This is a genomic window from Photobacterium angustum (assembly GCF_003026365.1).
Classification (GTDB): domain Bacteria; phylum Pseudomonadota; class Gammaproteobacteria; order Enterobacterales; family Vibrionaceae; genus Photobacterium; species Photobacterium angustum.
Genome location: NZ_PYOM01000004.1, coordinates 263,592 through 290,237, shown reverse-complemented (window position 1 = coordinate 290,237; position 26,646 = coordinate 263,592). Strand labels below are relative to the sequence as shown.

At 37.2% G+C, this 26,646-nt stretch carries 20 protein-coding genes and 5 tRNA genes; 7 read left to right on the top strand and 18 right to left on the bottom strand.

Translation table 11 applies throughout. The annotated features are described in order from the left end of the window. Positions 1-192: 192 nt before the first annotated feature. On the bottom strand, positions 193-2,823 hold the full coding sequence (locus CTN01_RS06285; protein WP_107342118.1) for an adhesion domain-containing protein: 2,631 nt from the start codon (positions 2,821-2,823) through the stop codon (positions 193-195). Between the two features lie 824 nt (positions 2,824-3,647). On the opposite strand from CTN01_RS06285, the gene CTN01_RS06280 reads away from it, so the two are divergent. Then, positions 3,648-5,144 (top strand): BspA family leucine-rich repeat surface protein, encoded by a 1,497-nt coding sequence (locus tag CTN01_RS06280; protein WP_052957952.1) that lies wholly within the window; start codon positions 3,648-3,650, stop codon positions 5,142-5,144. A gap of 971 nt (positions 5,145-6,115) precedes the next feature. Then, entirely contained in the window at positions 6,116-7,027 is a 912-nt protein-coding gene (locus tag CTN01_RS06275; RefSeq protein ID WP_045085016.1) for a helix-turn-helix transcriptional regulator, read from the top strand. A gap of 254 nt (positions 7,028-7,281) precedes the next feature. On the opposite strand, the gene CTN01_RS06270 is transcribed toward CTN01_RS06275, so the two are convergent. From CTN01_RS06270 to CTN01_RS06260, 3 genes are read right to left on the bottom strand one after another with little or no spacing between them, the layout of a single operon-like run. After that, a complete protein-coding gene (locus tag CTN01_RS06270) occupies positions 7,282-7,605 on the bottom strand; it encodes a hypothetical protein (RefSeq protein ID WP_107188442.1) in 324 nt (107 codons plus the stop codon). Between the two features lies 1 nt (position 7,606). Continuing rightward, entirely contained in the window at positions 7,607-8,782 is a 1,176-nt protein-coding gene (locus tag CTN01_RS06265) for an Arm DNA-binding domain-containing protein (protein ID WP_045085014.1), read from the bottom strand. A gap of 9 nt (positions 8,783-8,791) precedes the next feature. Continuing rightward, entirely contained in the window at positions 8,792-9,004 is a 213-nt protein-coding gene (locus CTN01_RS06260) for a hypothetical protein (protein ID WP_045085013.1), read from the bottom strand. Positions 9,005-9,199: 195 nt separating this feature from the next. On the opposite strand from CTN01_RS06260, the gene CTN01_RS06255 reads away from it, so the two are divergent. After that, positions 9,200-9,424: a helix-turn-helix domain-containing protein gene (locus tag CTN01_RS06255; protein ID WP_045085012.1), complete on the top strand. Its 225-nt coding sequence runs from the start codon at positions 9,200-9,202 to the stop codon at positions 9,422-9,424. Positions 9,425-9,626: 202 nt separating this feature from the next. On the opposite strand, the gene CTN01_RS06250 is transcribed toward CTN01_RS06255, so the two are convergent. From CTN01_RS06250 to CTN01_RS06230, 5 genes are all read right to left on the bottom strand, one after another. Then, positions 9,627-9,702: transfer RNA gene (locus tag CTN01_RS06250), tRNA-Asn, on the bottom strand. Between the two features lie 6 nt (positions 9,703-9,708). After that, positions 9,709-9,783, bottom strand: a tRNA-Gly gene (locus tag CTN01_RS06245). 19 nt (positions 9,784-9,802) lie between these two features. Then, a tRNA-Tyr gene (locus tag CTN01_RS06240) sits at positions 9,803-9,887 on the bottom strand. Between the two features lie 9 nt (positions 9,888-9,896). After that, a tRNA-Thr gene (locus CTN01_RS06235) sits at positions 9,897-9,972 on the bottom strand. A 45-nt stretch (positions 9,973-10,017) separates the two neighbouring features. Beyond that, a tRNA-Ser gene (locus tag CTN01_RS06230) sits at positions 10,018-10,108 on the bottom strand. A gap of 384 nt (positions 10,109-10,492) precedes the next feature. Between CTN01_RS06230 and CTN01_RS06225 the strand changes: the two genes are divergently transcribed. Together CTN01_RS06225 and CTN01_RS06220 are read left to right on the top strand one after the other, a co-directional pair. Further along, positions 10,493-12,571, top strand: coding sequence for an LruC domain-containing protein (locus tag CTN01_RS06225; RefSeq protein ID WP_244156129.1), 2,079 nt, complete (start codon positions 10,493-10,495; stop codon positions 12,569-12,571). A gap of 5 nt (positions 12,572-12,576) precedes the next feature. Continuing rightward, complete coding sequence (locus CTN01_RS06220; protein ID WP_045150498.1) at positions 12,577-13,131, top strand: hypothetical protein; 555 nt, start codon at positions 12,577-12,579, stop codon at positions 13,129-13,131. A 58-nt stretch (positions 13,132-13,189) separates the two neighbouring features. Here the strand turns inward: CTN01_RS06220 and CTN01_RS06215 are convergent, their stop codons facing one another. Beyond that, the gene (locus CTN01_RS06215) at positions 13,190-14,887 is read right to left on the bottom strand and encodes a chitinase (RefSeq protein ID WP_045150499.1); all 1,698 of its coding nucleotides are present in this window, start codon (positions 14,885-14,887) and stop codon (positions 13,190-13,192) included. A 915-nt stretch (positions 14,888-15,802) separates the two neighbouring features. Between CTN01_RS06215 and CTN01_RS06210 the strand changes: the two genes are divergently transcribed. Further along, positions 15,803-16,045 carry a Rho-binding antiterminator gene (locus CTN01_RS06210; RefSeq protein ID WP_045150500.1) on the top strand — a complete coding sequence of 81 codons (243 nt, stop codon included), beginning with the start codon at positions 15,803-15,805 and terminating at the stop codon, positions 16,043-16,045. A 127-nt stretch (positions 16,046-16,172) separates the two neighbouring features. Here the strand turns inward: CTN01_RS06210 and CTN01_RS06205 are convergent, their stop codons facing one another. From CTN01_RS06205 to CTN01_RS06190, 4 genes are all read right to left on the bottom strand, one after another. Further along, positions 16,173-16,358: a hypothetical protein gene (locus tag CTN01_RS06205; protein WP_045150501.1), complete on the bottom strand. Its 186-nt coding sequence runs from the start codon at positions 16,356-16,358 to the stop codon at positions 16,173-16,175. A gap of 451 nt (positions 16,359-16,809) precedes the next feature. Further along, complete coding sequence (locus CTN01_RS06200; protein ID WP_045150502.1) at positions 16,810-17,895, bottom strand: linear amide C-N hydrolase; 1,086 nt, start codon at positions 17,893-17,895, stop codon at positions 16,810-16,812. 142 nt (positions 17,896-18,037) lie between these two features. Next, complete coding sequence (locus tag CTN01_RS06195) at positions 18,038-19,405, bottom strand: NCS2 family permease (protein WP_107188441.1); 1,368 nt, start codon at positions 19,403-19,405, stop codon at positions 18,038-18,040. Positions 19,406-19,766: 361 nt separating this feature from the next. Then, entirely contained in the window at positions 19,767-21,221 is a 1,455-nt protein-coding gene (locus tag CTN01_RS06190) for a peptide MFS transporter (protein WP_045150503.1), read from the bottom strand. A gap of 1,073 nt (positions 21,222-22,294) precedes the next feature. On the opposite strand from CTN01_RS06190, the gene CTN01_RS06185 reads away from it, so the two are divergent. Then, positions 22,295-23,554 (top strand): SLC5/6 family protein, encoded by a 1,260-nt coding sequence (locus tag CTN01_RS06185; protein ID WP_107342119.1) that lies wholly within the window; start codon positions 22,295-22,297, stop codon positions 23,552-23,554. A gap of 107 nt (positions 23,555-23,661) precedes the next feature. Here the strand turns inward: CTN01_RS06185 and CTN01_RS06180 are convergent, their stop codons facing one another. The 4 genes from CTN01_RS06180 to CTN01_RS06165 form a co-directional block, all read right to left on the bottom strand. Beyond that, positions 23,662-24,555, bottom strand: a complete 894-nt coding sequence (locus CTN01_RS06180; RefSeq protein WP_045150505.1) for a DMT family transporter — start codon at positions 24,553-24,555, stop codon at positions 23,662-23,664. 267 nt (positions 24,556-24,822) lie between these two features. Continuing rightward, positions 24,823-25,152 (bottom strand): SMR family transporter, encoded by a 330-nt coding sequence (locus CTN01_RS06175; RefSeq protein ID WP_045129308.1) that lies wholly within the window; start codon positions 25,150-25,152, stop codon positions 24,823-24,825. Positions 25,153-25,163: 11 nt separating this feature from the next. After that, positions 25,164-25,520, bottom strand: a complete 357-nt coding sequence (locus tag CTN01_RS06170) for an SMR family transporter (RefSeq protein WP_045150507.1) — start codon at positions 25,518-25,520, stop codon at positions 25,164-25,166. A gap of 189 nt (positions 25,521-25,709) precedes the next feature. Further along, on the bottom strand, positions 25,710-26,624 hold the full coding sequence (locus CTN01_RS06165; RefSeq protein WP_045186800.1) for a LysR family transcriptional regulator: 915 nt from the start codon (positions 26,622-26,624) through the stop codon (positions 25,710-25,712). Positions 26,625-26,646: the final 22 nt, after the last annotated feature.

Sequence of the window (26,646 nt, the reverse complement as noted above, 5' to 3'; positions counted from 1 at the left end):
ATAGCTAAGAAAGCTCGTCGGTTATTTACTCAAACTCACACCTTTATGCCAATAATACGTTGACAGCAATCAACCAATGTTAATTTAGTTTCAATATTCGTTGATATTTATCAAGAAAGTGCCAGATGCAACTCTGGCACTTCAAAAATTAAAAATTAAAGCGTTAAAGTCTCAACGCTCAATTTCAGTTACTCAGTAAACTACTGAGCGGCAGGATACGTATTGCTTACTAGAATTATTGTTGTAGGCCGACTTGCCATCCTTGAGATCCGCCATGAAATGCAAAATGTTATTAGCGTTAGTATCCGACCAATATCTTTTACTGGTCGGCCAATTTTCCGATAAAAACATATTCCCAAAGACGGGATATAGGCCTTGTAACTCTTTTAAACTAGGTAAAGACCAGTTTTCTCGTCCGAGGACATGTTTTTTGTTGTAGGTTTCACATAATGCCACTGCTTCATCCCAGTCGAATGTGTAGAAATAACCACTTGGGCCATGAGTTCCATCTTCCTCAAGAACATCACCAGTATCTTTATCAAGTAAGATAGTGTTGTCTATGTAGCTCACTGATGGTGAACTGGTAAACAAATTACCATTTATATCATAAACAAATGCAATTTCATCAACCGGTGGTATTTCAGGTCCAGCTAAACCACTGACGCAGGATACGTAATAGTTATTATTCTCTTCATTAGGATTACTGCCGACTTCACCAGTGCTAAGACTCACGGTATTATATGTATTAGGATCAGTAGATGTTTTCGTCCAATAGCGGACAGCGGTCGGCCAACCGCGCGCTGTAAACATATTATCGAACTCTTTGTATAGTTGATATTTTAATTCATGTTTTGATGGTAAGCGCCAGTCATCTCGATAACCTATACTCATGCTATTGTAGTGACCGCACAGGTTCTCTGCGTGTGAAAAGTTGAATTTGTAAAAATCACCGGCAGGGCCTTGAGCAACTTCCCCTTCTGCTCCTTCTTTCTGAATAGCGTCTGCTACACTTTGACCATTAATCTTTTTTAGGTAGGCCACTGATGGTGAATTGGTAAACAAATTACCATTACTTGTTTTGACGATATCAATCGTTGCACTAGCTAAGGTACGAGGAATATAATTAACAAGCTGACTGGTTATATAGTTTTCTGGGTTAGAAGCATCCATAACTTTAATAGCATAAGTACCTAATTCATTATTTAATGTCGTTATCGATAATTCGGAACCACTTCCACTTACAAGTAACTCCACATCACTACCAAGTAAATTACCACCTCCCTCCAATTCAGGAATTTGGGATATTGAGACGTTCATGTCTGGGTGCTTGGTGATAGTTCCAAATAGCACACGTTCGTTTTTATCATCAGGGTTAATTTCGATATTGCCGACTGTACTCAGTGAAATATTTTCATTTTGAATACAAGTGACATAATAAGCTCCACTCGAAGCCGTCACTTTCTCTCCTTTTAGACCTGACGAAATGTCATATGAAAAATAAGATGCATTATCTTTAATGAGGTATTTTTTCTCCATAGGCCAATTGTTTAATTCACCACTTCCGTTTAATTCATAATGTTTAACGTATAGCGCATTCATTTGCTCTTCTGTAGGTAAATTACCAAGTGTTCTACAATAAGCATCACCGATGAAGATATTATATCCAGAAATAGTATTGCTTTTTACTGAGTCCCATAAGGGAAACACATGAAAGCCACTCTCAATTCCATCGCTGTATGTCACTGGAGAAATGAATTTTTTATTCAGAACGTTTAAGTCACCCCAATCTTTTTCTGACTCCTTGGCGGTAACGGATACCTTTACAAGTCCGTAACTAAAATTATTATAATGGTCGGCAATCACATAAGAGATAATGTGTTCACCTGGCATGACGGCAGTAAACTCAAGAACTTTGTTAGTAATGTTATCTGGTTCTTTTGGAGTCACGCTAGCATTGTAACTTTGCACATCTACTAACTGCCAATTATCATCATCAGCGTCGACAAGTTGAGACAAATCAATATCAATACTATCTCGAGTATTCACAATTGCATTATTATTTGCGATGTTGTAATCGTATTTTTTATTTTTAATAGTTATCGAAGGTCGAACGGTATCTGATATTGTTATATAAATATCACCAACCTTTACTCTGGTTTTGTCTTCATTATTAATCAGTTTATAGTTAATGTGATTCCACCCAGTAGCTGAAGGTAAAGTATACTCAATAGTATTACCATCAGCATTTACCTGACCAATATTATTGTCATCCGGGCTCTGAACAACTAGCCCTTCAGAATCTAACGAATAACCATCTTCCCACTCGCCGAGCTCTTTTAGCATAGCCTCAACATTTAATTCCGCAGGAGAAGTTGTCGGCTCTAAGAGCAATGGCTGTGAAAGAGGTGGTAAAACAGGATTGATGTCTGTCGTTGTTAATACTGTCATTCGTGCAGAATCTGTCACCTGTGCATTACTTACCGTGAATTGATAATCACAAACTTCACCATTCTGGGGTGTAATGGTAAAGCCTATTCCATTAGGTATTGCTGGACTACATTTATGACTATTTTCACCCAAAAGATGAATAGACGTTAGCACTGCTTTCCCTCCGAGAACATGACCTGACAAATCAATAAAGCTTTTCATTCCAGGCGTAGCAACACTCAGTCCGTCGAGTGCAGTAATAGGAAGAACCTCAGTCGGTTTAGACGTGTTTACATCGTTTCTGTCGTCATTTTCATCGCCAGAACCACATCCAAACAATAAAATCAATGCAGTACCTACAGCGAGTCGAGTAAGAAAAATCGAGTTTTCAAGCATATTTAAATCCTAGCCTTAAAAACTTAGTTCAAATGTCCCTGATAATTTTCATTATTAAATACCACTGATTTTTATACTAAGCATTGAAATAGCATCACTTTATATTGTGACTGCATATAAAAACGTTTAAATAAAAAATGAGTTAGATTTTATATTTAGGGACCATCTAAGCTAAGAGTTCAATTAAAAATATTTATCAAACATTAAAATTAATAATGACTTTTATTATTTTCACAAGAGCCATTAAAAATTAGAATAATTTCAACATCGAAAACTATTATACAATTTCAACTCTCAATAGAAATGGGCAAAAAAAAAAAAAAAAAAAATAGAATGCCAAAAATTTATATTTTATTAAACAAAATGAAGCACCATAAAAACATTTCGTAAAAGTTTACACTACCACAATATAATTTATAATTTTATTGGGGAACTTTTCAGCATTCTTTTAAAATAAAAATCTTCTATAAACCCTACCAATATTCCGAATTATTCTTATTAAACTTAATTGACTAACAAGGGAGGCTTTAACTTTAAAACTTTAGGACAAACACCATTGATTAATGAAATTAAAACTTCACCGAACAACACCTGTCATTTCAGCAACTTTTTTTCGGTAACACTTAGATTAAAAAATATATAAAGAGAGATATTGCATATTAAAATTAATAGAAGTCAAAATTAGTACAATAAAATAGAACCCCTTACTCAATCACTCAGCACTTTAAAGCATTTTCTTGAGACACTTTACTATTATGCCAAGTTCTTTTTATTTCGCTTTCATATATGCTCCTTCGCACATTACTAACCAAGAGGTAATAAAAATGATCGCTAAAAAAGCAAATATTTATTTAATTACATTAATTCCAATTTTGATTTCTGTCATTGGAAGCAAATCTGTAGAATCAGGAGAATTATCCCCAGAAGTTGCAAAGGACTTAGCTAAATTAGAATTAATATCTTGTATTGAAGAACAAGATACCGCATGTATTGAGACCTTTGATTTAACCCGGTTTGATGACTTTTCGAACCTTTTTAAAAGTCAGATCGTGCCGGATGGCGTAAACCTTGAAGACTGGGACGTAAGCCACGTTACTAACATGAGCAACATGTTCAAAAACGCTACCTTGTTTAATCAGAACATCTCATACTGGAATACGTCAAACGTTACAGATATGAGTAATATGTTCGAAGGTGCTATTTCTTTTAATCAGAACATCTCAGGATGGAATGTAAAGAAGGTAACAAATATTAGAGGGATGTTTGCCAATGCCGTTGCATTTTCACAAGATTTAAGTAGTTGGGTGTTTGACGAATCTGTAGACGATAGCGGCTATCTATTTGGCTCCGCTATAAACGCCCCCCAACTAGCTGATACAAAACACAAGGAGTTGTACAAGATTCTTCTGGCCAAAGACTACGACCAGATTACCCCTGAAAATACAGCAGGACTAACATCAACTGCTTACATGTTTAAGGGAAAAAGAAGGTTTAACGCAGTTCTAAATATTGACACGTCAAACGTTACAGACATGAAAAACATGTTCGAAAATGCGGTTTCCTTTAATCAGGACATCTCAAGCTGGGACACGTCAAACGTTACAAATATGCATTCAATGTTCTACGGTGCTACTTATTTCGATGGCGACATATCAAACTGGAACGTAAGTAACGTTACAGATATGAGTTACATGTTCTACGAAGCTGAGGCGTTCAATCAGCCTCTCTCAGACTGGGACGTAGGCAACGTTACTAATATGCATTCCATGTTCAACGATGCTAAATCGTTTGATAAGCCTCTCTCAGGCTGGGACGTAAGCAACGTTACTGATATGCGTTACATGTTCAGCTATGCTGATGCGTTCAATCAGCCTCTCTCAGACTGGGACGTAAGCAACGTTATAGATATGCATTCCATGTTCGACAATGCTATTAATTTTAATGGAGACATCTCAAGTTGGGACGTAAGTAACGTTACAAGTATGGCTTCCATGTTCAACTTTGCAGATATGTTCAATCAGCCTCTTTCAGATTGGAACGTAAGCAACGTTACTGATATGCGTTACATGTTCCACGGTGCTTACTCGTTCGATAAGGATCTTTCAAGCTGGTGCGTCTCACATATCCGAAGAGAACCTTCTGGTTTTAAGTCCGGCGCTGGCTTTAGTTACAAAGTAAACTTTCAGCCAAAATGGGGGACTTGTCCTCCAAACGATAAAATATATGAATATGATAATTCATATAATCACGACACCGAATATTTTATACCATCAAATTTAGGTAGGGATGACCTCAATTATGGTGATTTTCCCTACAGATAAGTTCGATAATTATTATTAGAAATTCGTTAAAGAGATTAATTATTTATAGAGATAATCAATCTCTTTTCATCTGGACTTTTTGGGCTCGCAGGCGAATTATCATTTGCAAGCCTTTTCTAGGCTCTTTAAACTATAATCCCTAGAACACTCAGGAATCGATACTGTCTCCCGCACTCCTTTAGCATAGCTTTAGTATCCAGCATAACAGGAAAAGTTTTATCCTTTGAGCTCTATAATGTCGAAAGAGGCGATAAAATGGGAGCAGTGTCTTTAATTATTAATACTGTCATTCGAGCAGAATCCTTCATCATCTATACTTTACAAACCGTGAATTGATAATTATAGGAAGGTATACCCATCTGAGGTTTAGCAATAAAGTCTATTTCATGAGGTTTTATCGAACTACAATCACCACCATTTGCAATAAATGTATGAATGGGTGTTAACTCAGCTTGACTACTCTGAATAGAACATGACAAATCAATATAGCTAAAATTAGAGTTTTTATCTTATTAAAATAACACCTGAAAAACAAGCTCAAATAACCCATTAAATATCGTTCTTAATCTCTGATAATTTATTATCTTTTAAAGATAAAAGTAATCTCAATAAACGTTAAGTAATTACCACATAGATATCATGATATGTATTGGTAACTATTCCATACCTTCATATAGACACAGCAGCCCAATAAAAATAGGCACACAAACAAAATTTAAAAAAACAATGCCCATCAACTCAAGTTTTTATCTGCTTTCTAATTACTCCACATATAAATCCAATAAGCTTATTACTGGTAACTTATTATTGATATATAACACACAACCAAATTTAATTTATTAATTTTTTTAGACTAAAAATAATTAAAAAAATTTGCAGCTAATGTCGTTAAACATTATATTCCCATGAGGGATTTATATCATATCAAATATCACTTTATTAAATAAAATTAAAATAGATAAAGGTTTTTTATGGAAAAAAAATTTTCAGCCTTTTTAAAAGGTGCAAGAAAGAAGCGTCAAATAACACAACAGGAAATTATTAAAATACTTACTCGTTCAGATGATAAACTTTCGAAACTCGATTTAACAACCTATAGCCGCTGGGAACGTGGAACTACCAAACCAAAATTATCAAAGCAGCTGCTTGTTGCTCGGGCTTTAGGAGAAGATGTAGCATCCTTGATAGCTCTAGAAACAAAAGTATCATTAAAACAATTAAAAGATTTTGAATTATCTATTCAAAGAAACCATAACCCCTATAATTACCAAACAACTGAATTTACAACAAAGCACTATAATTCGCTGGCTAACCAACCAGATATTTGTCAAAACTTGATGGCATTCCATAATGGTTATTTAGGACTTGATACATGTTTATCTGATTTTCATAAAGCTAATCTAAAGCTGGATATTTTTCTTGATAATCATGGCGAAATAATTGGTCACCTTCTTTACGGTTTTTTAGATACGTCAACACTCACTTCAGGACATGCATCCAAAAAATTATCTAATTGTGAATTCATTCAACCTCAAACACATAATGATAAAAGTTTAACTTTATATGTTATCTCAGGGTTTAGTCTTTTATCTGCACCAAGGATGACTATTGTCTTAACGGTTTTAGACATTTTAAGACAAAGTAGAAATATAAAATTTCTAGAAACTAACTGCCACAATCAAGAAGCATTTTCTATTCATGAACGAAATCCAGACTGCGAATTCATATTTAAGGGTCCACCGATAGCTTTAGGTGGTATCAAAGTATTTGGAAAAAACTATCGCTATATCCGACTAAAAATAAGTGCAGAAAGTGTTTTAGCATATAAAATTGTTTCTGCTTATATTCCATTTACCCATAAAGATATAACATCTTTGCCTTGAACTTAAGAATTGGTGATCACACTGAGCTAGCCATAATAGCTGGCTCAGTGTTAGACACTCAGTATTTAGGGTAGTAGAAATTAAGAAAAGAAAGGATAAGGGTCAGCGTTTTTAGTCACTCTTAGGTGTCTTATTCTTGTGCACTCCTCACCCCTCTCTAAGTATCCCGTATTTTAATAACTCTATGCCATGATATAGATAAAAAGACTGTGCGCACACTGCAACTAACGTTATTACGCACTATATAAGGAAGATCAAAGAGCGTTGTTATTAATATAAAGATGAGTACTTAATGCTATTTTCCTCTGCATCTTTTCAAGAATCCAATGCGGCTCTCTTGCAAATAGATTTTCTTTGCTTAACATTAAAATAATTAACACTTCATCTCTTACAGAAGTAATAAACAAACGTTGCTTATCATCACTACACTTGACAATTTCCACTCGATTTTCAATGTACGAATATAGCTCGTCTTGCCAGCTCTGAATCTCCGCCATAGTGAGTTTTTCAAAACTCTCTCCATTGACAACATCTAAACATAAACTCGCACAATGAACGGTTAAAGATGAGATTTGCATATCAATGTCCCCCATTATTTAAGAAATGTTCAAAAGCACTACCATCACGTCGTGTAAGATTGGGAACAAAGCGAGAATAAACACGAAATAACATGGTGGTTGTACTGTGCCCCATCTGCTTTGCTATCCACTCTGGAGATTCACCTGATGCAAGCAATAGCGTCGCATAGGTGTGCCTGGTTTGATAAGGATTACGGTGACGGAGACCTGCAGCATCAAGCGTGGGATACCAAATAGTTCGAGACACGACAGGATAACAAAATGGTCTACCTTTGCTGTTTACAAACACAAAAGTAGAAGTTGTGTATTTACTCCCCTTATGCTCTTGTAGAACACTTACAACACGATCAATTAAATCAATATCTCGGTATGAACTTTCCGTTTTCAGTTCTTTTAGTTCATTACGAGAAAGTGCTTGTTTTACCTTGATCGTTTTATTTACGAAATCGATATCTTTCCACTGTAGTCCGTCAATTTCCCCTGTTCTCATCCCCGTAAAAAAACGGGTGATATAGTAAGCTTTATAAGCATCTGGAACGGCATTTAAAAAGCTCTCAACTTCATCAAGGTGAAAGGGATCAATGACTGTTCGACCAACTTTTAACGCCTTAATATTTTTCCATGGTGAATTAAAGTCATACCGATCTGCGGCTTCATTCAATAACTGACGCAATGGAGTCATAATGTGATTGATTCTTGAAGAGCTTAGATATTCCCCCTTTCGTCCTGGAACTTGAGATAAAATAGAGCGAAACTGCAGAATCTTCTGTTTGGTGATAGAGCTAATCTTCTGATTACCAAAGGCGGGTGTTAAGTATTTTTCAATAACCCCAGAGACATCAATATAATGCCCCTTTGACCATTCAATCTTTTTTTCCGCTAACCAGATATCCGCGAAAACACTGAGTAATGGTGAATTATGCGTATCTATTGCAGCAATAGATTGTCTCTTCCTCTCATCAATCAAGCTGAAGTGTGCTGCTTTTTTACTTTTAGGAAAATACTTCCCATAATCAAAAAGATCTAAGACAATTTCAGCTTCAATTTTTTCAAGTAGTTGATTTAAACGCCGACGATTAATCGTATTATCAGCCAAGAGAGTATATTCTCGACAACGTTCTCCTCGATATCGAAAATCTAAATAAAGTTTATTTTTACGTACATTGACACTTCCCATTTATTCCTCCTACTTCCCAGTAAGTAAAGAAAATGAAGTCACTCCATTTAGCATCTCTTCTTCAACTCTTTCCCAGATAAAGAGAATTTTTCTACCACCAAATGGACGTATGTAATGCACACCTTCAAAAAGCACCTGATCTTTCAACTGCTCTCTAATAAAGCGTGCATCATATTTGATTAATAAAGACAACTCTTCTGCTGTTAAATAAGTAAACCCCATATAACCTCCACAGTTACTTTATGCACCTCTTGAGACTCATTATTAACCTCAAAGGAAACCCTGTCAATACCAAAATGAACCTTTAGAGGTACATTTAAGGTCTTTTAAGAGATTAATTACTTCTTTTTAGGAGCTAGAATAAAGTCACCATTATGAGTTAGACTTTACACATCAGAGAGTTGTGGAATTAAGAAAATGATTAAGTGCCATTTATCAGCAATAATGGGTGCGAAAAGATTAAAAATTGCTGATGTTGTAAGAGATGCTGAAATAAATAGAAACACAGTGACGCGTCTCTACCATGAAACGAACAATAGAATTGATTTCGATACACTTGAAAAGCTATGCCGCTACCTAAACTGTGAGGTGGGCGATTTGCTAGAAATTACTGATGATGAAGATAACCATACATCCCTATAGGGAGAAGGATTTTTTTTTTAATCAGAATAGGATTAGAAAAATTAATATGTAGGAAAGTGATTCCTCAATATAGATGAGCACTTTCCCTAAATTTTCAGGGCGACATATGGTCCCCATTTGGTCTCAACCTATATTTTGACTTTTTTTGCATGACAAATTTCAGATGTAAAAAAGCCCGCAATTGCTTGCGGGCTTTTCTATTTGGCTCCTCCTGCTGGACTTGAACCAGCGACATACGGATTAACAGTCCGCCGTTCTACCAACTGAACTAAGGAGGAATTATTTGGAGCAGGCAGCGGGAATCGAACCCGCATCATCAGCTTGGAAGGCTGAGGTAATAGCCATTATACGATGCCTGCTAAGCATCTCTGCAAATTATGGTGGTGGGGGAAGGATTCGAACCTTCGAAGGCAGTGCCGGCAGATTTACAATCTGCTCCCTTTGGCCACTCGGGAACCCCACCGAAATTTAATGGTGCCGACTACCGGAGTCGAACTGGTGACCTACTGATTACAAGTCAGTTGCTCTACCTACTGAGCTAAGTCGGCACTAAAATTTCGTTTATCATCAAGCCAAAGCTTAACAATTAAATATGGCGGAGAGATAGGGATTTGAACCCTAGATACGCTATAAACGTATGCCGGTTTTCAAGACCGGTGCTTTCAACCACTCAGCCATCTCTCCGTAAGTGGGGTGAATAATATCGAGCTAACTTGCTGCTGTAAAGGGAAAATTTTGAAAAAAAATTCAATTAGTCAATTATCAATCAAATATGAGGTAGTAATTCAAAAAAACATCACTTGCCCTGCGATTTACTGCTTTTCAGTTTTATAAAAAGCTCATATCAAAAATAAGCACTTTCTTAAAATTCATAGCGTTTTGCAAAAATGAGAATAACAAAGATGTAAAGCGCCATAACCTATTGTTATGCGGACGCGTTTAACTGGCATTAAAGTTGATTACTTACTGAAGGTGTTTCAAACACTAACTGGGAGTGAGGTAATTATGGAACTTTATCGGTACATATTTTTTTCATTATTTTTGTTTGCCTCTTTCATCAGTAATAGTATGGCAAACCCCTTTGCATGTAGCCAAACAGGCTACTTTTTTCATGATACTGCGAATGTCTCATTCATTAATATTGATCGACAAACAAATAACTTAGGCTTGATACCTAACAGTTATGATGCTGTGGGTTTTAATACTCTCGATGGCTACCTATACGGAGTAATAGATAAAAAAGTAGTGCGCATTGATAATGGTTTCAACGCTGATGAGTTAGATATAGTTGATTTACCCGAACATGATTACACTGCAGGAGATGTTCATAACGATAACTTGTACCTCTATGCTAAACAGGAAGGCCTATGGCGCATTAATTTATCAACTAAACAAGCAACCCAAGTATTAAAAAAAGAACAAGCTTTTTATACGTTAGCAGATCTTGCTATTCATCCTGAAGGCGTCGTTTATGCGATTGATAACAGTCGAAATATTCACCGATTTGACCTTTCACAATCGTTAGAAAATAACAAAGCGGAACTATCACAATCGACAGGGCTTCAAGGGCTACGTAATTTTAGTGGTCAATTTTTCGATGCAAGTGGTTTGTTATACGTTATAGATTCTAAAACAGGAGAGTTATACCTTTTTGACGATATCACTCCCCTCAATGAGCAAGAAAGTTTCCGTTACATTTCCCTACCTTCTCTAACAAATGTGAGTAATACGATTGATATAGCTCGCTGTCGTGATATGACACTCGCCGTAAAAGGTTATGATTTTGGTGATGCGCCAAATTCTTATGGTACTTCCGTTTCTGTTAATGGTGCTCACCATCAAGTGTCTTCTCACCTCTACTTAGGAAATAAACCTGATGAAGATCTGATCGCGCAACTTTATCCTGCATTTGATGACAATAATAACAGTGATGATGAACAAGGAATAACTTTCGCTACTATGAGTTTAAACCAAGGCTCAACCTCTTTCTTCACTGCAAAAGTCGGCGGCTTTTTAACTGGGTATCTATCAGCGTGGGTTGACTGGAATAACAATGGTAACTTTAATGATCCGAATGAGAATGTGATCCAAAATGTCTCACTAATCGGTGGTACTCATCACCTTGCTATCGACGTTCCGAGCGATGCAAGTTTAACAGATCAAACATGGGCTCGCTTCAGGCTAAATGAAGAGCCAACCATCTCACATCTAGGACTTGGTGGACGAGGAGAGGTCGAAGATTATCCACTTTCAATTACTAGCTATGATAAGCAAGAAAGTTATTATTGGTTTCCTTCTCAAGGTAGTTATGCCACTCTCGCGTTTGAAGACCGCTGGCCTAATGAAGATGATTTTGATTTTAATGATGTCGTACTGAGATACCGTGTTAGACATGTACAAGAAGCCACTACGGGTAAGCTTTCACAACTGAGCATTGATATTGAATTACAGGCCTATGGTGGTAGTTATAATAACGGTTTCGCTATTAAATTAGATGGCGTTACCTCTTCAAGTATTGACACCGAAAATAGCTATGTTGTCATAAATAATGAATACAAAGCTGCCATTTTGGAAGAAACTGACAGCCCAGATGATGACGCAGTTTTGATTTTTACTGACTCATTAAAACAATACTTTTCTTCTGAATGTGACAATGGTTTTTTACGCGTAGATCCTAATTGTGAATTAGATAAAGATGTAACAGTAAAAGCTTCAATGAAAATAAAATTCAACGAACCTATTACTTTTCCTAAAGACTTGTCTCCATATTTAAATCCATTTATTTTTGCGGCACCTAATGATAATCATGGTTTTCCAGCCCCGCCTTCTCGAAGTCTAGAAATTCATTTGAAGGACTTTTCGCCAACAATCAAAGCTAATCCAAATTTATTCAAAAGTGGTAATGATGATTCAGGCGATGCCAGCATCAATTGTGGCATTCAAAAAAGCTGCGACAGTTATAAAAATAAAACAGGGCTCCCATTTGCGATTTTAATACCGTCTGATTGGATGAACCCAGTAGAAGGGAAAAGTATTTTATCTGCCTACCCTAATATAAAAAGCTATCTCAGCAATAATGAAAGTGAACATGATACATGGTTTATGCATCCAGCCCCTTCAAACGTTTATTCTCAGACTGCGGAGTAATACCGATGAAAAATTCTAAACTCCTATTAGTACTCATCACGTTTACCTTTTCTGGTTGTTTAAGCGAAAGTCCATCAGATCAAACCAATCAATCTATAGAAACACAAAGTGATACAAGTGATCAGGTGCAGCCCCCTATCTTTTTTCCAGTTAAAGATAGCGATGACGATAATATAGATAACGGTGAAAGTGACGATATTGATAATATTAGTAATGAGGATTTAGATGAACAAGATGAAGACAGTTTTTCAGAATTAGAGGCGAGTAATGTTAATTTTTCGGGAAATATCACAACGATCCCCTTAAAGATAACTAATCCAATACTTGAAGATGTCTATGTTAATATTTATCGAAATCATAGCATTGATGATGACGGTAATTTTGTTGTTAGTCATGATGATAGAGTCATGGCAACGGCTATTACTGAAGCTAATTATGAGGGTAACTTATTTTTAACGCCTGATATTAACAAGCTGCTCATTGAAATAATCTCGTTGAATGATAATCAAATTATTACACAACAAGAGATCACATTTCCTATTGAAAGTATTAATTTATAAAAAGCCCGAAAGACATTTTATGGTTATCTTTCGGGCTCTATCTAATCGCTAGTTTTTATTACAATTTTTGCCAAGGGCTTCCAGCATCAGGTTTATTACCTTGCGTCCACCACTTCGCTTTATATTCACTTCCTTGATAACTGACTTTGTCACCACCAACATATACAGCTCCTATATTCCACACAGGTGTATCTGTTGCTGGAGGATCAACAGGTTCTACGGGAATCACTGGCTCGACTGGCGTAACAGGATCTACCGGATCAACGGGTGGTTCGACTGGATCAACAGGCTCTGGTGTAACTGGTGTGCCGCTTTCTAGCGCCCAAGGCCCCCCACTTGTAGGGTTATCACCTTGTGTCCACCACTTCGCTTTATATACTGCGCCTTGGTAACTGACTTTATCGCCGCCAGTATAAACTTTATTGCTTTCCCATGCAGCCACACCATCTACTGGCGGGTCGACAGGATCTACAGGCTTACCTGTATCAGGTAATTTATCGACAACGCGAACATCAGGCCAGTTAGCATGTGAGCCATATGCATTAGCGACACATTTTTCGTAATCACCTTCAACTAGAGCTGAATACGCCGTTTGGAAACCTACCAATTCACATTCAAAAGAAACACCACCTGGACGATCAGAATAATATTTCCAATTTGCATCCCAGTTGGTGTAAAGCACATCAGTTGCGCCATTAAGATTTAAACTACCATAGGGTGTTTGCTGCCAGCAGGTGTTTTTCTCATCTTCTGCAATAGCAATTTCGTAATGCTCTGCAAGGCCTTCCCAATAACGAATACGGTTAACAGGTTGTCCTTTCTCTTTGTTTTGCTCACCACATTCGATACCGCCATTAATCACATTAATGGTGGTACCAAAGCCATAAGTAATCCCCGCATCAATTTCACGTTGTGATGGTTTCCATGTTCGATCAATTACATGAAGCATCGCAGGCTTAGGTGCTTGTGGAGTTAAGAAAAACCAGATCGCAGAAGCAAGGTTCAACCAAGAATCAGCAACACGCCCCGGATCATTTAATAATACCGTTGCGTCACCATCAAACATCACTTCAGAGAAAGCACCATAGTTAAAATGGTAAGAAAGCTGTTTAGCGCCTCGCCCAAAATAACCTTCACCGTCAGCACACGGCCAACGTTTATTTTGCCAATCATCTTGCCCACAGCCTGTGGTATAGCCCGCTTGACCTTCAGACCAGCCCATTTCACGCACGTGAACAAGGGCTTGTTGCCATTCTTCTAATGCCAATGGATTATCCGAATAATTATCGATACTGATATGGCCGCCCGTTTCTTGCGAGAAGTGAGCAAATGCCGTCACGATAGACGTTTTACAGATCTCATCAGCATTACGCCCATCGGTATAGTCGCCACAGAATGCAGGAAACTTACCAATTGCGCGAAGAAAACGGGTATAGGTGTATTCAGGAGCCGCCATTTGTGTCAAGAAATTCCATTCTGTTTCAGGAAAAACTCGCTCAACACGTTTTACGTTATCAGGATTGGTTGCTGCATCAGGGTAGATCGCTTCAACCTCTGTATTTGGCCGTGTTTCGAGTGCTTTAGCCCAGACGTCATACATAAGATCTAACGTCTTTGCATCTTCTGCAGCTGTTATTTCTGCTCGCTCAATTATGTAGCCACCTGGATTTTCGGGATCAGGCTGTGGATTCATCGCATAACTGCTTGTCGCGGATAAACCAGCAATCAGTAATGCTAATTGACTTATTTTCGCCATTATAAATTCCTTTTCAGTACGAATTATCTATCTTTCAGAGCTAAAATAAGTCGGCATACTCACCAAACAGTGCTATTTAATGTGATCCTAATAATTTTTAAAACTCATCTTAGCTATCATTATATTTACAAATAAATAATTAATAACGGCAACGTCCTAATGTTAGAACCGTGTTACATAACTTATTTTTATGTACGCTGTAATAAACTGAGTCAATTAATATCTTTAGCTGTCACACTGTACACAAATTTTGAAAACATAATAATGAAGGCTATCAAAGCCTATTCATGATTCTCTTTTTATTAAAAAGCTTACAATCACCATAAAAACATAAACCCTTGAAAAAATTCATTTTTTATATTTTTCAATTAATACGTAGATGGAAATAGACAAAGGTGAGTTTAGTTGCACATCATTATGATTAATATATTTAGAGTATGATAACGTTAATAATAAGGAATAAATATCGCACTAAAAATAAACCTAAATAACAAAAATATTAATAAACAGGGTTTTAAATTTAATCAGAGAAAAGTCTACTTTAATTAATCATTATTACGGAAAGTAATTTATAAGTAGAAGATTTAGCGTTGTAAATGATAAGAATCCGATAATGATAATATCAAATACCTTAAAAATAGAATTTCGAAATTTATTTTTAATCACGTTTACACATAGTCACACATTGTAAAGTGCGCTATAACAACGTTCCTTAACGCTAAAGTGAAGCCTGTAATATTCGCTAAAAGATTAAGTTAATTTTACTTCAGTTATAACAGTCAATATTTCTCATCGTTTATCACCAACCCTTTCTAAGTCATACATCTTAGTATAATTAAGGTATATATTATGAATTTTTAGAACGCTGGGAGTAATCTAAAATGGTAGTGAACTGTAATTTAAGGAGCAGTAATAATGATAAGTTGTCATCAACATGACTATATTGAGATAGCCTGCATGCTCCACCTTGATGTGAGTTTAACGTATAAAAATGGAGAGAAAATTTCAGGGATCGCCCAAGATACTTGTTATAACGCGCAGCGAGAAGAATGTATCGAGTTGAAAATGAATAATACCGTTTCAACAATAGTTCTCGATCAACTCGCCTCTATGCAGGCACTCACCGCAAATCCGCATTTTGAGACGGTTAATTTTTAAATTTACATTGTAAATAATGGTTGTTTTTTACTCACCTCTGCAAGTAAAAAACAAAAAAGGTGACTTGAATAGTAAGTCACCTTTTTATTAGCCAAAAAACTTAAATATACTATTTAACATATTTAAGTTATTTATAAGTAAACGCCATTTCACCATTAGCATCTGTGTATAACGACGCTTTAGATTGTTTGATCAACTGTGCTGCATATGAAGGTGTAACAGCGCGTAGCTCACCTTTTACTGATACAAATTGACCTTCCCAAGCAACATCTCGGTATTTACCTGCTTCTAAAATCTCTACTACAACTTTCATAATCACTGCACCTTATACGAATATTTTAAACAACCCTACCGAAACACTTTGCGGTTCCTCTGTTGGTCTTTTTAATTTACCTCGTTTTGATTAATTGTCATTACAACAAAAATGAAACGTTAGTTATTCATAAATGGTACATTCAAAAGTTTTTAACCTTTTTCTGGTTTTATCTTAGAGATAATAAATACGTGAACCAACACCCTCTTTAAAGAAAAAAAAATAACACATTAAAAACAATTATATATAACCTAAATAGATACTACAAAATGACACAACAATATATATAAGGTACATCATACGCAATAATAGTGGTGAATAAATAACAGTCATTTATGAATAAAATGCAAGATTGCAAAAATGATCGTTTCTATATTCATTTTTGACACAAAAAAAGAAAATAAAAAGGGCAACATGCTGTTGCCCTCATAAATATCTACTAAATTTATGCTTATTTAATTACAACATCTTGAGTAGTAAACTTACCATTATCAAGTGGTTGCTTGTGCTCTGTCTTCGCATTGAAATCTAATTTAGATAACTCTACACGACGAATAGTACTGTCATGCATAGTTTTGTAGAACAGTTCACCATTGCCTTGATCAATAACTGATGTCCACTGAGTCGCACTCGGTAAATCAGGGATATGTGATTTATCGTTAAACTCACTACCAATTGGAATGTCGAAGTTATTCAAAATATGAAAAGCTTGTGATATAGCCTCTTGCGATGTCTTCAATACAGGTGCGCTATTGACATAGAATGCTGCGCGAACAAAACGTGACGGCGGAGAAATATCACCTGGTAAACCCACAAAGTTAGAGCCAACACCAAACGATTGAGCTTCTACCCCATTAATCTTTTGTGGCGCACTGATACCTGGGTGAAGGTTAATATAGTTATTTAAGTTCGTTACCTGCCAATTGTAATCTGGCGAGTTAGTTAACACTTTAGCCGTGTTCTTATGAATATTGATCTTACCGTGATCCATTATCTCAATCACGATGCTATTACCTTGCTTATCTGACACACGCCAGTGCGCTGTTGGGGATGGATTACCTTCAGCATCAAAGTAAACAGTGACAATCTTGATTTTGCTTAACGCAGCTTCAACTTCCGCAACCGTTGAATATTGACTTAACATCCATCGTACAAAATCCATATCCGTGATGTTATTCGCGGTATTTTTTGGATCATATTTCGCAAGTGAGCCATAACCACGGAAATAAAATAAACCTGCCGTTAAGCCTTTTTCGTTAATACCTTCGGCAATAAAACGATCATCACTAACAGAGATTCCTGCAAAGCCATATTTACTCTTCCAAGTTAAACCTTGCTTTTGATCTGGCATTGTCGAGGTATAACTGTAATTACGAGGAGAAACAATTAACTTACTATTTAAATCGCTATAACCCCACTCGATAGTTCGAGCTTGAATATGATCATTACCTGTGGTGCCAAGTGTAATTCCAGTACAAGCACTTGCAGCGGTGCTAAAACATGACGCCAACAGCAATGTTAATAACGTTTTTTTCATAAATATGCCTGTAAGTGTAAATGCATATAGTTAGCCATTAATAATAATCCATTGTAGAAAATAAAAACAACGTTTTATATCTGGATATAAAAAAGCCCACATTTAGTGGGCCTTAAAATACATTTTATTATAGAGCTAGTCGTTAAATAGCCCAACCACCAGCATAAAAAACAACCAAGGCAATCGTGATAACGACTGTACCTATATTGAGCTTTTTCACTTCGCCAGAAACGATTCGACCGATAACTAATGCAGTAAAACCAAGCATGATACCAGTAACAATATTACTCGTTAGAACAATGAAAACAGCACACAGTAAGCCTGATAATGCATCAACAGAATCTTCCATATCTAACTTGTTAACATTACTTAGCATTAAAAGGCCAACATACATCAGTGCAGGCGCTGTCGCATAAGAAGGGACTAAATAGCTTAATGGTGCAAGAAATAACATGAAGATGAACAGTACACCTACGGTAGTTGCTGTTAAACCTGTTTTACCGCCCGCAGCTGTACCTGCAGCAGATTCAATATATACCGCAGCAGGGGAACCACCAACAAGACCTGCAAAAATGCTACTCACAGAATCTGACGTTAATGCCTTACCACCACTGATGATATGACCACGTTGGTTTATCAGGTTTGCTTGTCCAGCAACGGCACGAATAGTACCTGTTGCATCAAAAATTGCCGTCATTACAAGTGCTAATACAGTAGGCAAAATAAATGGATTTAGGGCTCCCATAATATCCATTGCGCCGAATAAAGATTCACCCTCATGGCCAAATGTCGGCATTGCGAAGAAGCCGTGGAACGTTACTTTTGGATCAAAGATAAGGCCTATAATAGAAATGGCAATAATCACTAATAAAATGCCACCCGGAACACGACGCTTTTCTAACCCTAAAATGGCAGCAAGCCCTAAAATAGACATGAAGACTGGAAACGCAGTGAAATCACCAAAAGCAACGGGTAAGCCTTCAGCTGGGTTTTTGATCACTAGCCCAACGCCATTCGCAGCAATCAAAAGTAAAAATAATCCGATACCAATACCTGTGCCATGAGCAATACCATTTGGCATATTTTTCATGATCCAAGTGCGTACACCTGTTACCGTGATTAATGTAAAGACAACACCCATTAAGAATACGGCACCTAAGGCAACAGGCACACTCACGTCTTGCCCAAGTACTAAGCTAAATGCAGTAAATGCGGTAAGTGAAATAGCACAACCAACCGCCATCGGTAAACGCGCCCACAATCCCATGAGTAATGAGCCAAATGCTGCTACTAAACAGGTCGCGATAAATACCGCACCTTGATTAAAGCCCGCGGCACCTAACATGCTAGGCACCACAATAACGGAATACACCATAGCTAAAAATGTGGTCAAACCCGCAATTATTTCCTGTTTGACATTACTGCCACGAGCCGTAATTTCAAAATAGCTATCTAGTTTACTCTTAGGCTCTAAATGAGAAGGGCGTTGATGTGTGCTATCAGCAGACATGGTAAATTCCTATTTGATCAATATTACTATGCTTTTTTACAGTTAAAATCACGTGTAACGAACACACGCAAACGTTTTCTTTTTTTTGAAAATAAAAGGCTGATGTTGGTATCAGCCTTTTATAATGCAACGATCATACCTACAAACAGGTATCTCGCGCTATAAATAAATGACAATTATTATTTAAAATTTCGTTTTATTACATTGATTGCAAGAAAAACGTGATATTTGCAGCCATTGGCATGTTTAAACGATGAGTCTAATTATGTGAAAGCCCAACATATAACCTACGATTAGAACGCCTAAATAAAGGTATGGGCGAATCAATCGCCCAGAATACTTTCTCTTAAACCAACACGCTTTATGGCAGCAATTTCTTAGTAAATATATTTAATATAATCAAACAAATGAAAGCTGATAGTGCAATCAAGAAAATGGTGTGGAATACATCATGGTAACTGCTCGCCGCCTGAGTCAGGCTCTGTACCTTACCGTCTTCTGTCGTCACCGCTGTTGCCGTTGCTATCCAAGCTGCTACAAAGTTAGCAATAGAGCCTGATACCAACATGTAAATACCCGCAAGCGTACCTGTGGAGTTTGCAGGGTTCAAACGAGTGATTGCCGCCAACGCAACGGGATCGATAAACATTTCCGCTAAACCAATCAAACCTAGACCAATTGTTACCCATAGCATTGAAGTGTGGCCCGAATGCATTGCAAGTTTAGACGCAATATTGATTAAGAGAAAACCCGAAGTCAGGAACAAGAAACCAATACCTAATTTCGACAATGTTTTGGGCTGTATATTGAAACGTGCCAATAATTTCCACGCCCAAGCAACCAATGCCCCACCAAAGATAACTGCAAATGGGTTTATTGATTGATAGAAGCTAGTAGGGATATTGAAGCCAAATAGATCTTTATTTACGTTGCGCTCAATAAACAAGGTAATAGAGCTACCACCTTGTTGGTCAAATGCCCAGAATAACGTACCAAACATCATAAACAATACAATTGCCCATATGTTTTTCTTACCTTGAACATCGCAACGAGTATAAATACGGCCCATTAAAAATAGCGAGACAATACCGATCACAATCAGAACAAAGCCAGCCCAAAGTTGCGCAAGGATGACGGCAAAGAATCCAACACTCAATATCACACCAGCAAATAACAGCATTGAGTTCGAAATGCCTGCGGTTTTGGCCGACAGTGCTTCTTTTTTAAGGCCAGCTACATCTTTAAAGGCATTGCGACCAGAAAGAAATACTAAAAGGCCAGCAAACATACCCAAGCCCGCAATACCAAACCCAATATGCCAACCATAAGTTTCAGCAAAATAGCCGGTAGCTATCGGAGCGAGAAAAGCACCAAGATTTGCCCCAACATAAGATAGCGAGAAACCGGAATCTCGGATAGATTCACGATCATGATAAAGCTCACCCAATAAACAGCTAGAATTAGTCTTGAAGAAACCATATCCAACAATAATTAGAGCAAGAGCTATATACAAAGTAGAGTGCCCTGAGGTTGGAAAGGATAATACGGTATGACCTGCAACCATAAGCAAAGCGCCTATTGCTACAGACCAAAAGTTCCCTAAGTATCGGTCTGCAATATATCCACCAATAATTGGCGTCACATAAACAAGTGATGTGTAAGCACCGTACAGTGCATAAGCGTGTGCATCAGAAAAAAGGAGCTGCTTTGTTAAATAAAGAATCAGTAAGGCACGCATTCCGTAATAACTGAAATACTCCCAAGCCTGTACACTGATTACATAAAATAGACCTCGTGGATGAGAAATATTGCTCATATTTTTACTTTCCTGAATTAATTATATTTTTCTGCCACGGCGAACTAACATAATGAAAAGAGGTAGATGACTTCTATCTTTCTTTTTAGCTAACTCACGAAAAACAAAAGAACAACAACGGCAGCTGTTCACTTTGAATATTTGGTGATAACCCCTAATAAATAGGGAATAAAAACAACAATAATGAATAAAAATTCAAACAAAGGATACTGCTTTTTTTATAAATGCCAAGAGGGAAACTATATTTATATATTCTAGAGTACGGCATAATTAGTCATTAGAAATCCAGCAATTAGCCAGATATCCATATATATCAATATTTAATAACGTGATAAAATGAATAAAAATCAATATAGGATCATTGTTGGGATATAACTTTTTATTTTAAACGTGTTTTTTGATGAATATGTATACTAATAAATATTCACATTTAATGTCTTTCTAATATTGAACCACATAAATAAAAGCACGATAGAGCAATCTTAAAAATATAATTGTCTTGCGAGAACGAAGAATAACTCGAATTCAGTACCACCTTGAAAATATACTGGGCTTAACTGACGCTGAAGATTCAATAAACAGCCACACAAGTACATGTCTCGTTTTCTTAACCCTACCTTCATTATGCTACCGATGTTAGTCAGCTCATAAAAGCTCAGTCATTTCGATAGAGCAAAACCAACTAATATATTGTATCGCTACCCATCCCGATTTTGATCCCATTGGTATCATGATTAATAAATAATCGATATCAGCAACATCAGATCTTTAACCTTTATAATGAGGTTTTTCTTCTCTTAAATGAATTTACTTTTTTCTAATTAAAAAGAGCATTCTGTCCTCTTCTGTCATCTCTAAAAGTAAAACAATCATTAAAAGCACCTAATTGCATTTTTTATGCTCCTTTGATTTATATGTTATAACTTTTAGTTATTTAGCAAATATACGACTAGATCCATAATCCAGCTATTCGCTGTCAGCATAACTATGATTATAAGCTGGAATATATAATGAAACCTGATATAGATACCGCCCTTTCAAACACCAGTGTCCCCCTATACCAACAAGCAAACATGACACCTCAGCAATGGAAGGCTGCAACAAAATTCGACAGTGTTGATGTCGGTTGGATTGTCATGAGTATTGGCATGGCCATTGGCGCGGGGATTGTTTTTCTCCCAGTACAAGTTGGCGTCATGGGATTATGGGTATTTTTACTCTCATCGGTCATTGGCTACCCTGCAATGTATTTGTTTCAGAAACTGTTTATCAATACCCTTGCTGAATCAAAGAAATGTACCGATTATCCAGGCGTGATCAGCGGTTATTTAGGTAAAAACTGGGGGATCGCGCTCGGTATTCTGTATTTTATTATGTTGGTCATTTGGGTATTGGTTTACTCCCTCGCCATCACTAATGACAGTGCTTCATACCTATATACTTTTGGCGTTACTAAATCACATTTAAACCATAATATTTTCTATGGCTTAGCGTTAATCTGCTTGCTGAGCTATATCGGCTCAAAAAGTGAAAAATTCCTGTTTAAGATCTCTGGTTTTATGGCGGTTACTGTGATCGCCTTAGTCGCTGTGATGGGCGTACTACTGATCCCACAATGGAATTTTAGCAATATAACTGCTGTTGGTGACTGGGGAGCAATGCTAAAAGATGCAATTATCACATTGCCTTTTACTCTGACATCAATCTTATTTATTCAATCGCTGAGTCCGATGGTGATCTCTTACCGCTCTCATGAAAAATCAATTGAAGTAGCTCGTTATAAAGCATCACGCGCGATGAAAATTGCCTTTAGCATTTTGTTTGTCGTGGTCTTTTTCTTTGCCGTCTCGTTTACCTTTGCGATCAGCCAGTCTGAAGCACAACATGCGATGAAAGAAAACATTTCAGCTCTAGCTATGATTGCGCATTACTTCCCTGGAAGTTGGGCAACAATAGTCGGTATTGTGATCAATATTTTCGCGGTTGTAACATCATTTTTTGGTGTGTTCTTAGCATTTAAAGAGGCGTGTAAAGGGCTGGCAATGAACATTCTTGAACGCAGATATGATCACCACGAAATCAATACTAACTTGGTGAATAAACTCACTACTGTCTTTATTATTCTGGTCGCATGGACGGCAGTAGCACTGAACCTACCGATCTTATCGTTCACTTCAATTTGTTCTCCAATCTTCGGTATTGTGGGTTGTTTAATCCCTGCCTATTTGGTTTACAAAGTACCGACATTAAACAAATATAAAGGTTCAGCCACCAACTTGATCATCATTACTGGTATTTTGTTGTGTATCTCACCACTGCTTGCTTTTATTTAATTCAATAATCACTCTTGGTTAAAACATAAAAAAACGCCGTTACTCCTTTATTCTTTCTGATTGAAAAAGAATGGGAGTAACGGCGTTTCAGTTATAAATAGCTCGAATTATGCCGTTGTCATCGCAGCAGCTTGTTTCTTCGCTTTTATACGTTTTTGTGCAAGAGCAACGCCTGTAAGAACCATGATACCACCAATGTAATGGTAAGCCTCTAAATGTTCATTAAGCATGACACTCGCGATACCTGCCGCCATGATTGGCAATAAATTCATAAACATTGCAGTGCGATCAGCACCTAAACGCTCAATCGATAACATCCACAGCCAAGGTGCAATCACAGAAGCTAACAATGCAGCATACGCAATTAGCGGTACAGCGGATGCAGTGATCGCCATACGATGACTCATTAACAACAATGGCGTTAGCATCACAACGGCAAAAAAGCATTGCACGTAAACCGATTTCCATGTTGAAAATGGCATTTTCCAGCGTTTTAACAACACGCAGTAAAGCGCATAAACCGCTGCTGCAATCAACATCAACATATCGCCTTGCTTGATACCCTGTGAGATCAAGCTTTTCACATCGCCATGGCTTAACATTAAGACCAAACCACTAAGCGATAACACTGCACCAATTAGTGCAAATGGCGATAAGCGCTGACCAAGGATCGGTACACTTAAAAACATACTGATCAACGGCACGAGTGAAATAATCAAAGCGATGTTAGTCGCCGTTGTGGTTGCCGCTGCAAAATAGCCTAATGATTGGTTTAAAACCATGCCAAGTAAGCCAAGAAAAGCCAACTTAGTAAGATAAGTTTTAATAATCGCACGATCACGCCAAACAGATTTAGCAACAAAAGGAGTTAGCACAACTAATGCGAAGAACCAGCGATAAAAAGATATCGCACCGGGATCAATGACACTGAATGCCATCTTGTTGACAATGGCATTCCCTGCCCATATTGCAACTGTAATTAAGGGAAATAGATAGAACATTGTCTGCCTTATTTGGAAAAAACTCGCTCAGATACCTACATCAGAGCTATTAACCAGGCTATTCTGTCACGTCTTTTAAGATATATATATTCCCAATCGGACATCCTAAATCTATTGTCGGACATATTGACTCACCGAACAATCCTCACAAAAACATCATAAAAATCGAACATATTGAATTCATACAATAATTATATTTTGCCGCTTCTTAATAACGAAAAGCCCAACAATATAAGTTGGGCTGGTTATATATTCTTTTAGGCTAACTTAAGCCGTTTTCATCACCACTACAGCAGCGATAACCACCGCAATGCCGAGCCAACCAATAGGCTTAAGCTTTTGCTTAAACAGCAGCGATCCACCAATCGCAGTACCTAAAATCCCAATTGCTCCCCATGATGCATAAGCTACGGCCAAATCAATCTCTTTAACCGCTTGAGCAAGTAAGGTAAAGGCCAGCATCACCAACAACAGTGATAACATTCCCCATCGTTTATGACTAAACCCATTAGATCGAGTCAGTGCCATATTTGCTAAAATATCAACAAAAGCCGCGAGGACAACAAAACCAAATGATATTGTGAAAAATTGACTCATTTTGCGCCTCCCTATGCCGATGCTTTACTTACTAAAGATGGCTTATGCTCTTCACCCAAGGTGACAAGTACAATCCCTATCGTTGCCATTGCTAAGCCAATCAACTGTTGTGTATTTAATTGAGCATCAAACACAAACACTGAAACGAGGGTAATTAACGCAATACCGAGCCCCTCCCACACCGCATATGCCACACCAATTGCGATCTTTTTTGCTGCCAACGATAAGAAAAAATACGAAATACAAATTAAGCCATACATCACCCAATATCCCCAGTGACTACCTTCACTGGAAATTAAACTCATGGTACTCGTACCCGCAACTTCTGCGGCAATGGCTAATAATAAAAATATTCGTGCTAACCACATGATTGACTCCGCTATGCTAATTTTAGGTAGATAGCATCAAATTTCACGCATTCATTGTCTTTAAATACAGAAAGTTAATGTATCTAACAACAAGATTACCCTAGCCCAAACATTGGCAATAGGTAATTGAGATATTCAATACTGAATATCTCTTTGGCAAAATTCATGTCACTTCATGACAGTCAAAACTTAGCGAAATGTAGCTTGGAGAACTTGGTGTAAATGCTTGTATAACGGGTAGTTACGATGAGTTTGAAGATAACCGCCAGAAACAACAAAATGGCTAAAGTTACGGTTAACATTCGGCATTGGGTAAGCATGAAGTTCTGGCATCAAATCGGCCGTACTTTCACTCGCAAACATTATCGCATTGGTTTCTAACAACATTTGACAGGCAACCCGCAAATTAAATGTCTTTAAGAGCACTTGTGGCTCATATCCCATTCGCTGATATTCAGATTCGACAGTACACAAAGGCTTATAAGCCGTTGGAGCTGGAAGCGAAACTAGAGGTAATGTCGCAACTTGTGGCCAATCATTTTGATCAATACGTAATGTAGGGTGATGCTGTTTTGCCAAAATGACCCGCTTTTCCCTAAATAACGGCTGCATATAAATATCTTTCGCAATAGCGGTTTCTTGATCAAGAATGCAATAATCAAATTTGCCGTCTAACATCTCTAATTGACTTGAACTATCCCAATTAGAAAAGACTAATGTGGCAAGAGGAAAAGCCCGATGGCAACACGATAATATATGCTGACCATGTTCATCCATCACGTACGGATCAATAACTATCGCAATAGAGCCTCGATATTCAGTTGGTTTAAAATCACTAAATTCAAGTAAGACCTTCTCGATAGGCGCTAAAATATTATCGAATTCATTGGCTAAACGAATCGCTAAGGGGGAAGGCTCTACACCGTGAGCTTTACGCACAAATAACGGATCATTAAAAAACTGCTTAAGCTTTACCACGCCTCGGCTTGCACTGGGTTGAGAGATCCCCAATTGCATCGCCGCTAACTTAATACTTTTATGCTCAACCACCGCTTTTAATAGTCGGATTAAGTTGAGATCTAATTCACTTAATGGATTGGACATAACCATTTATCACTAATAAAAC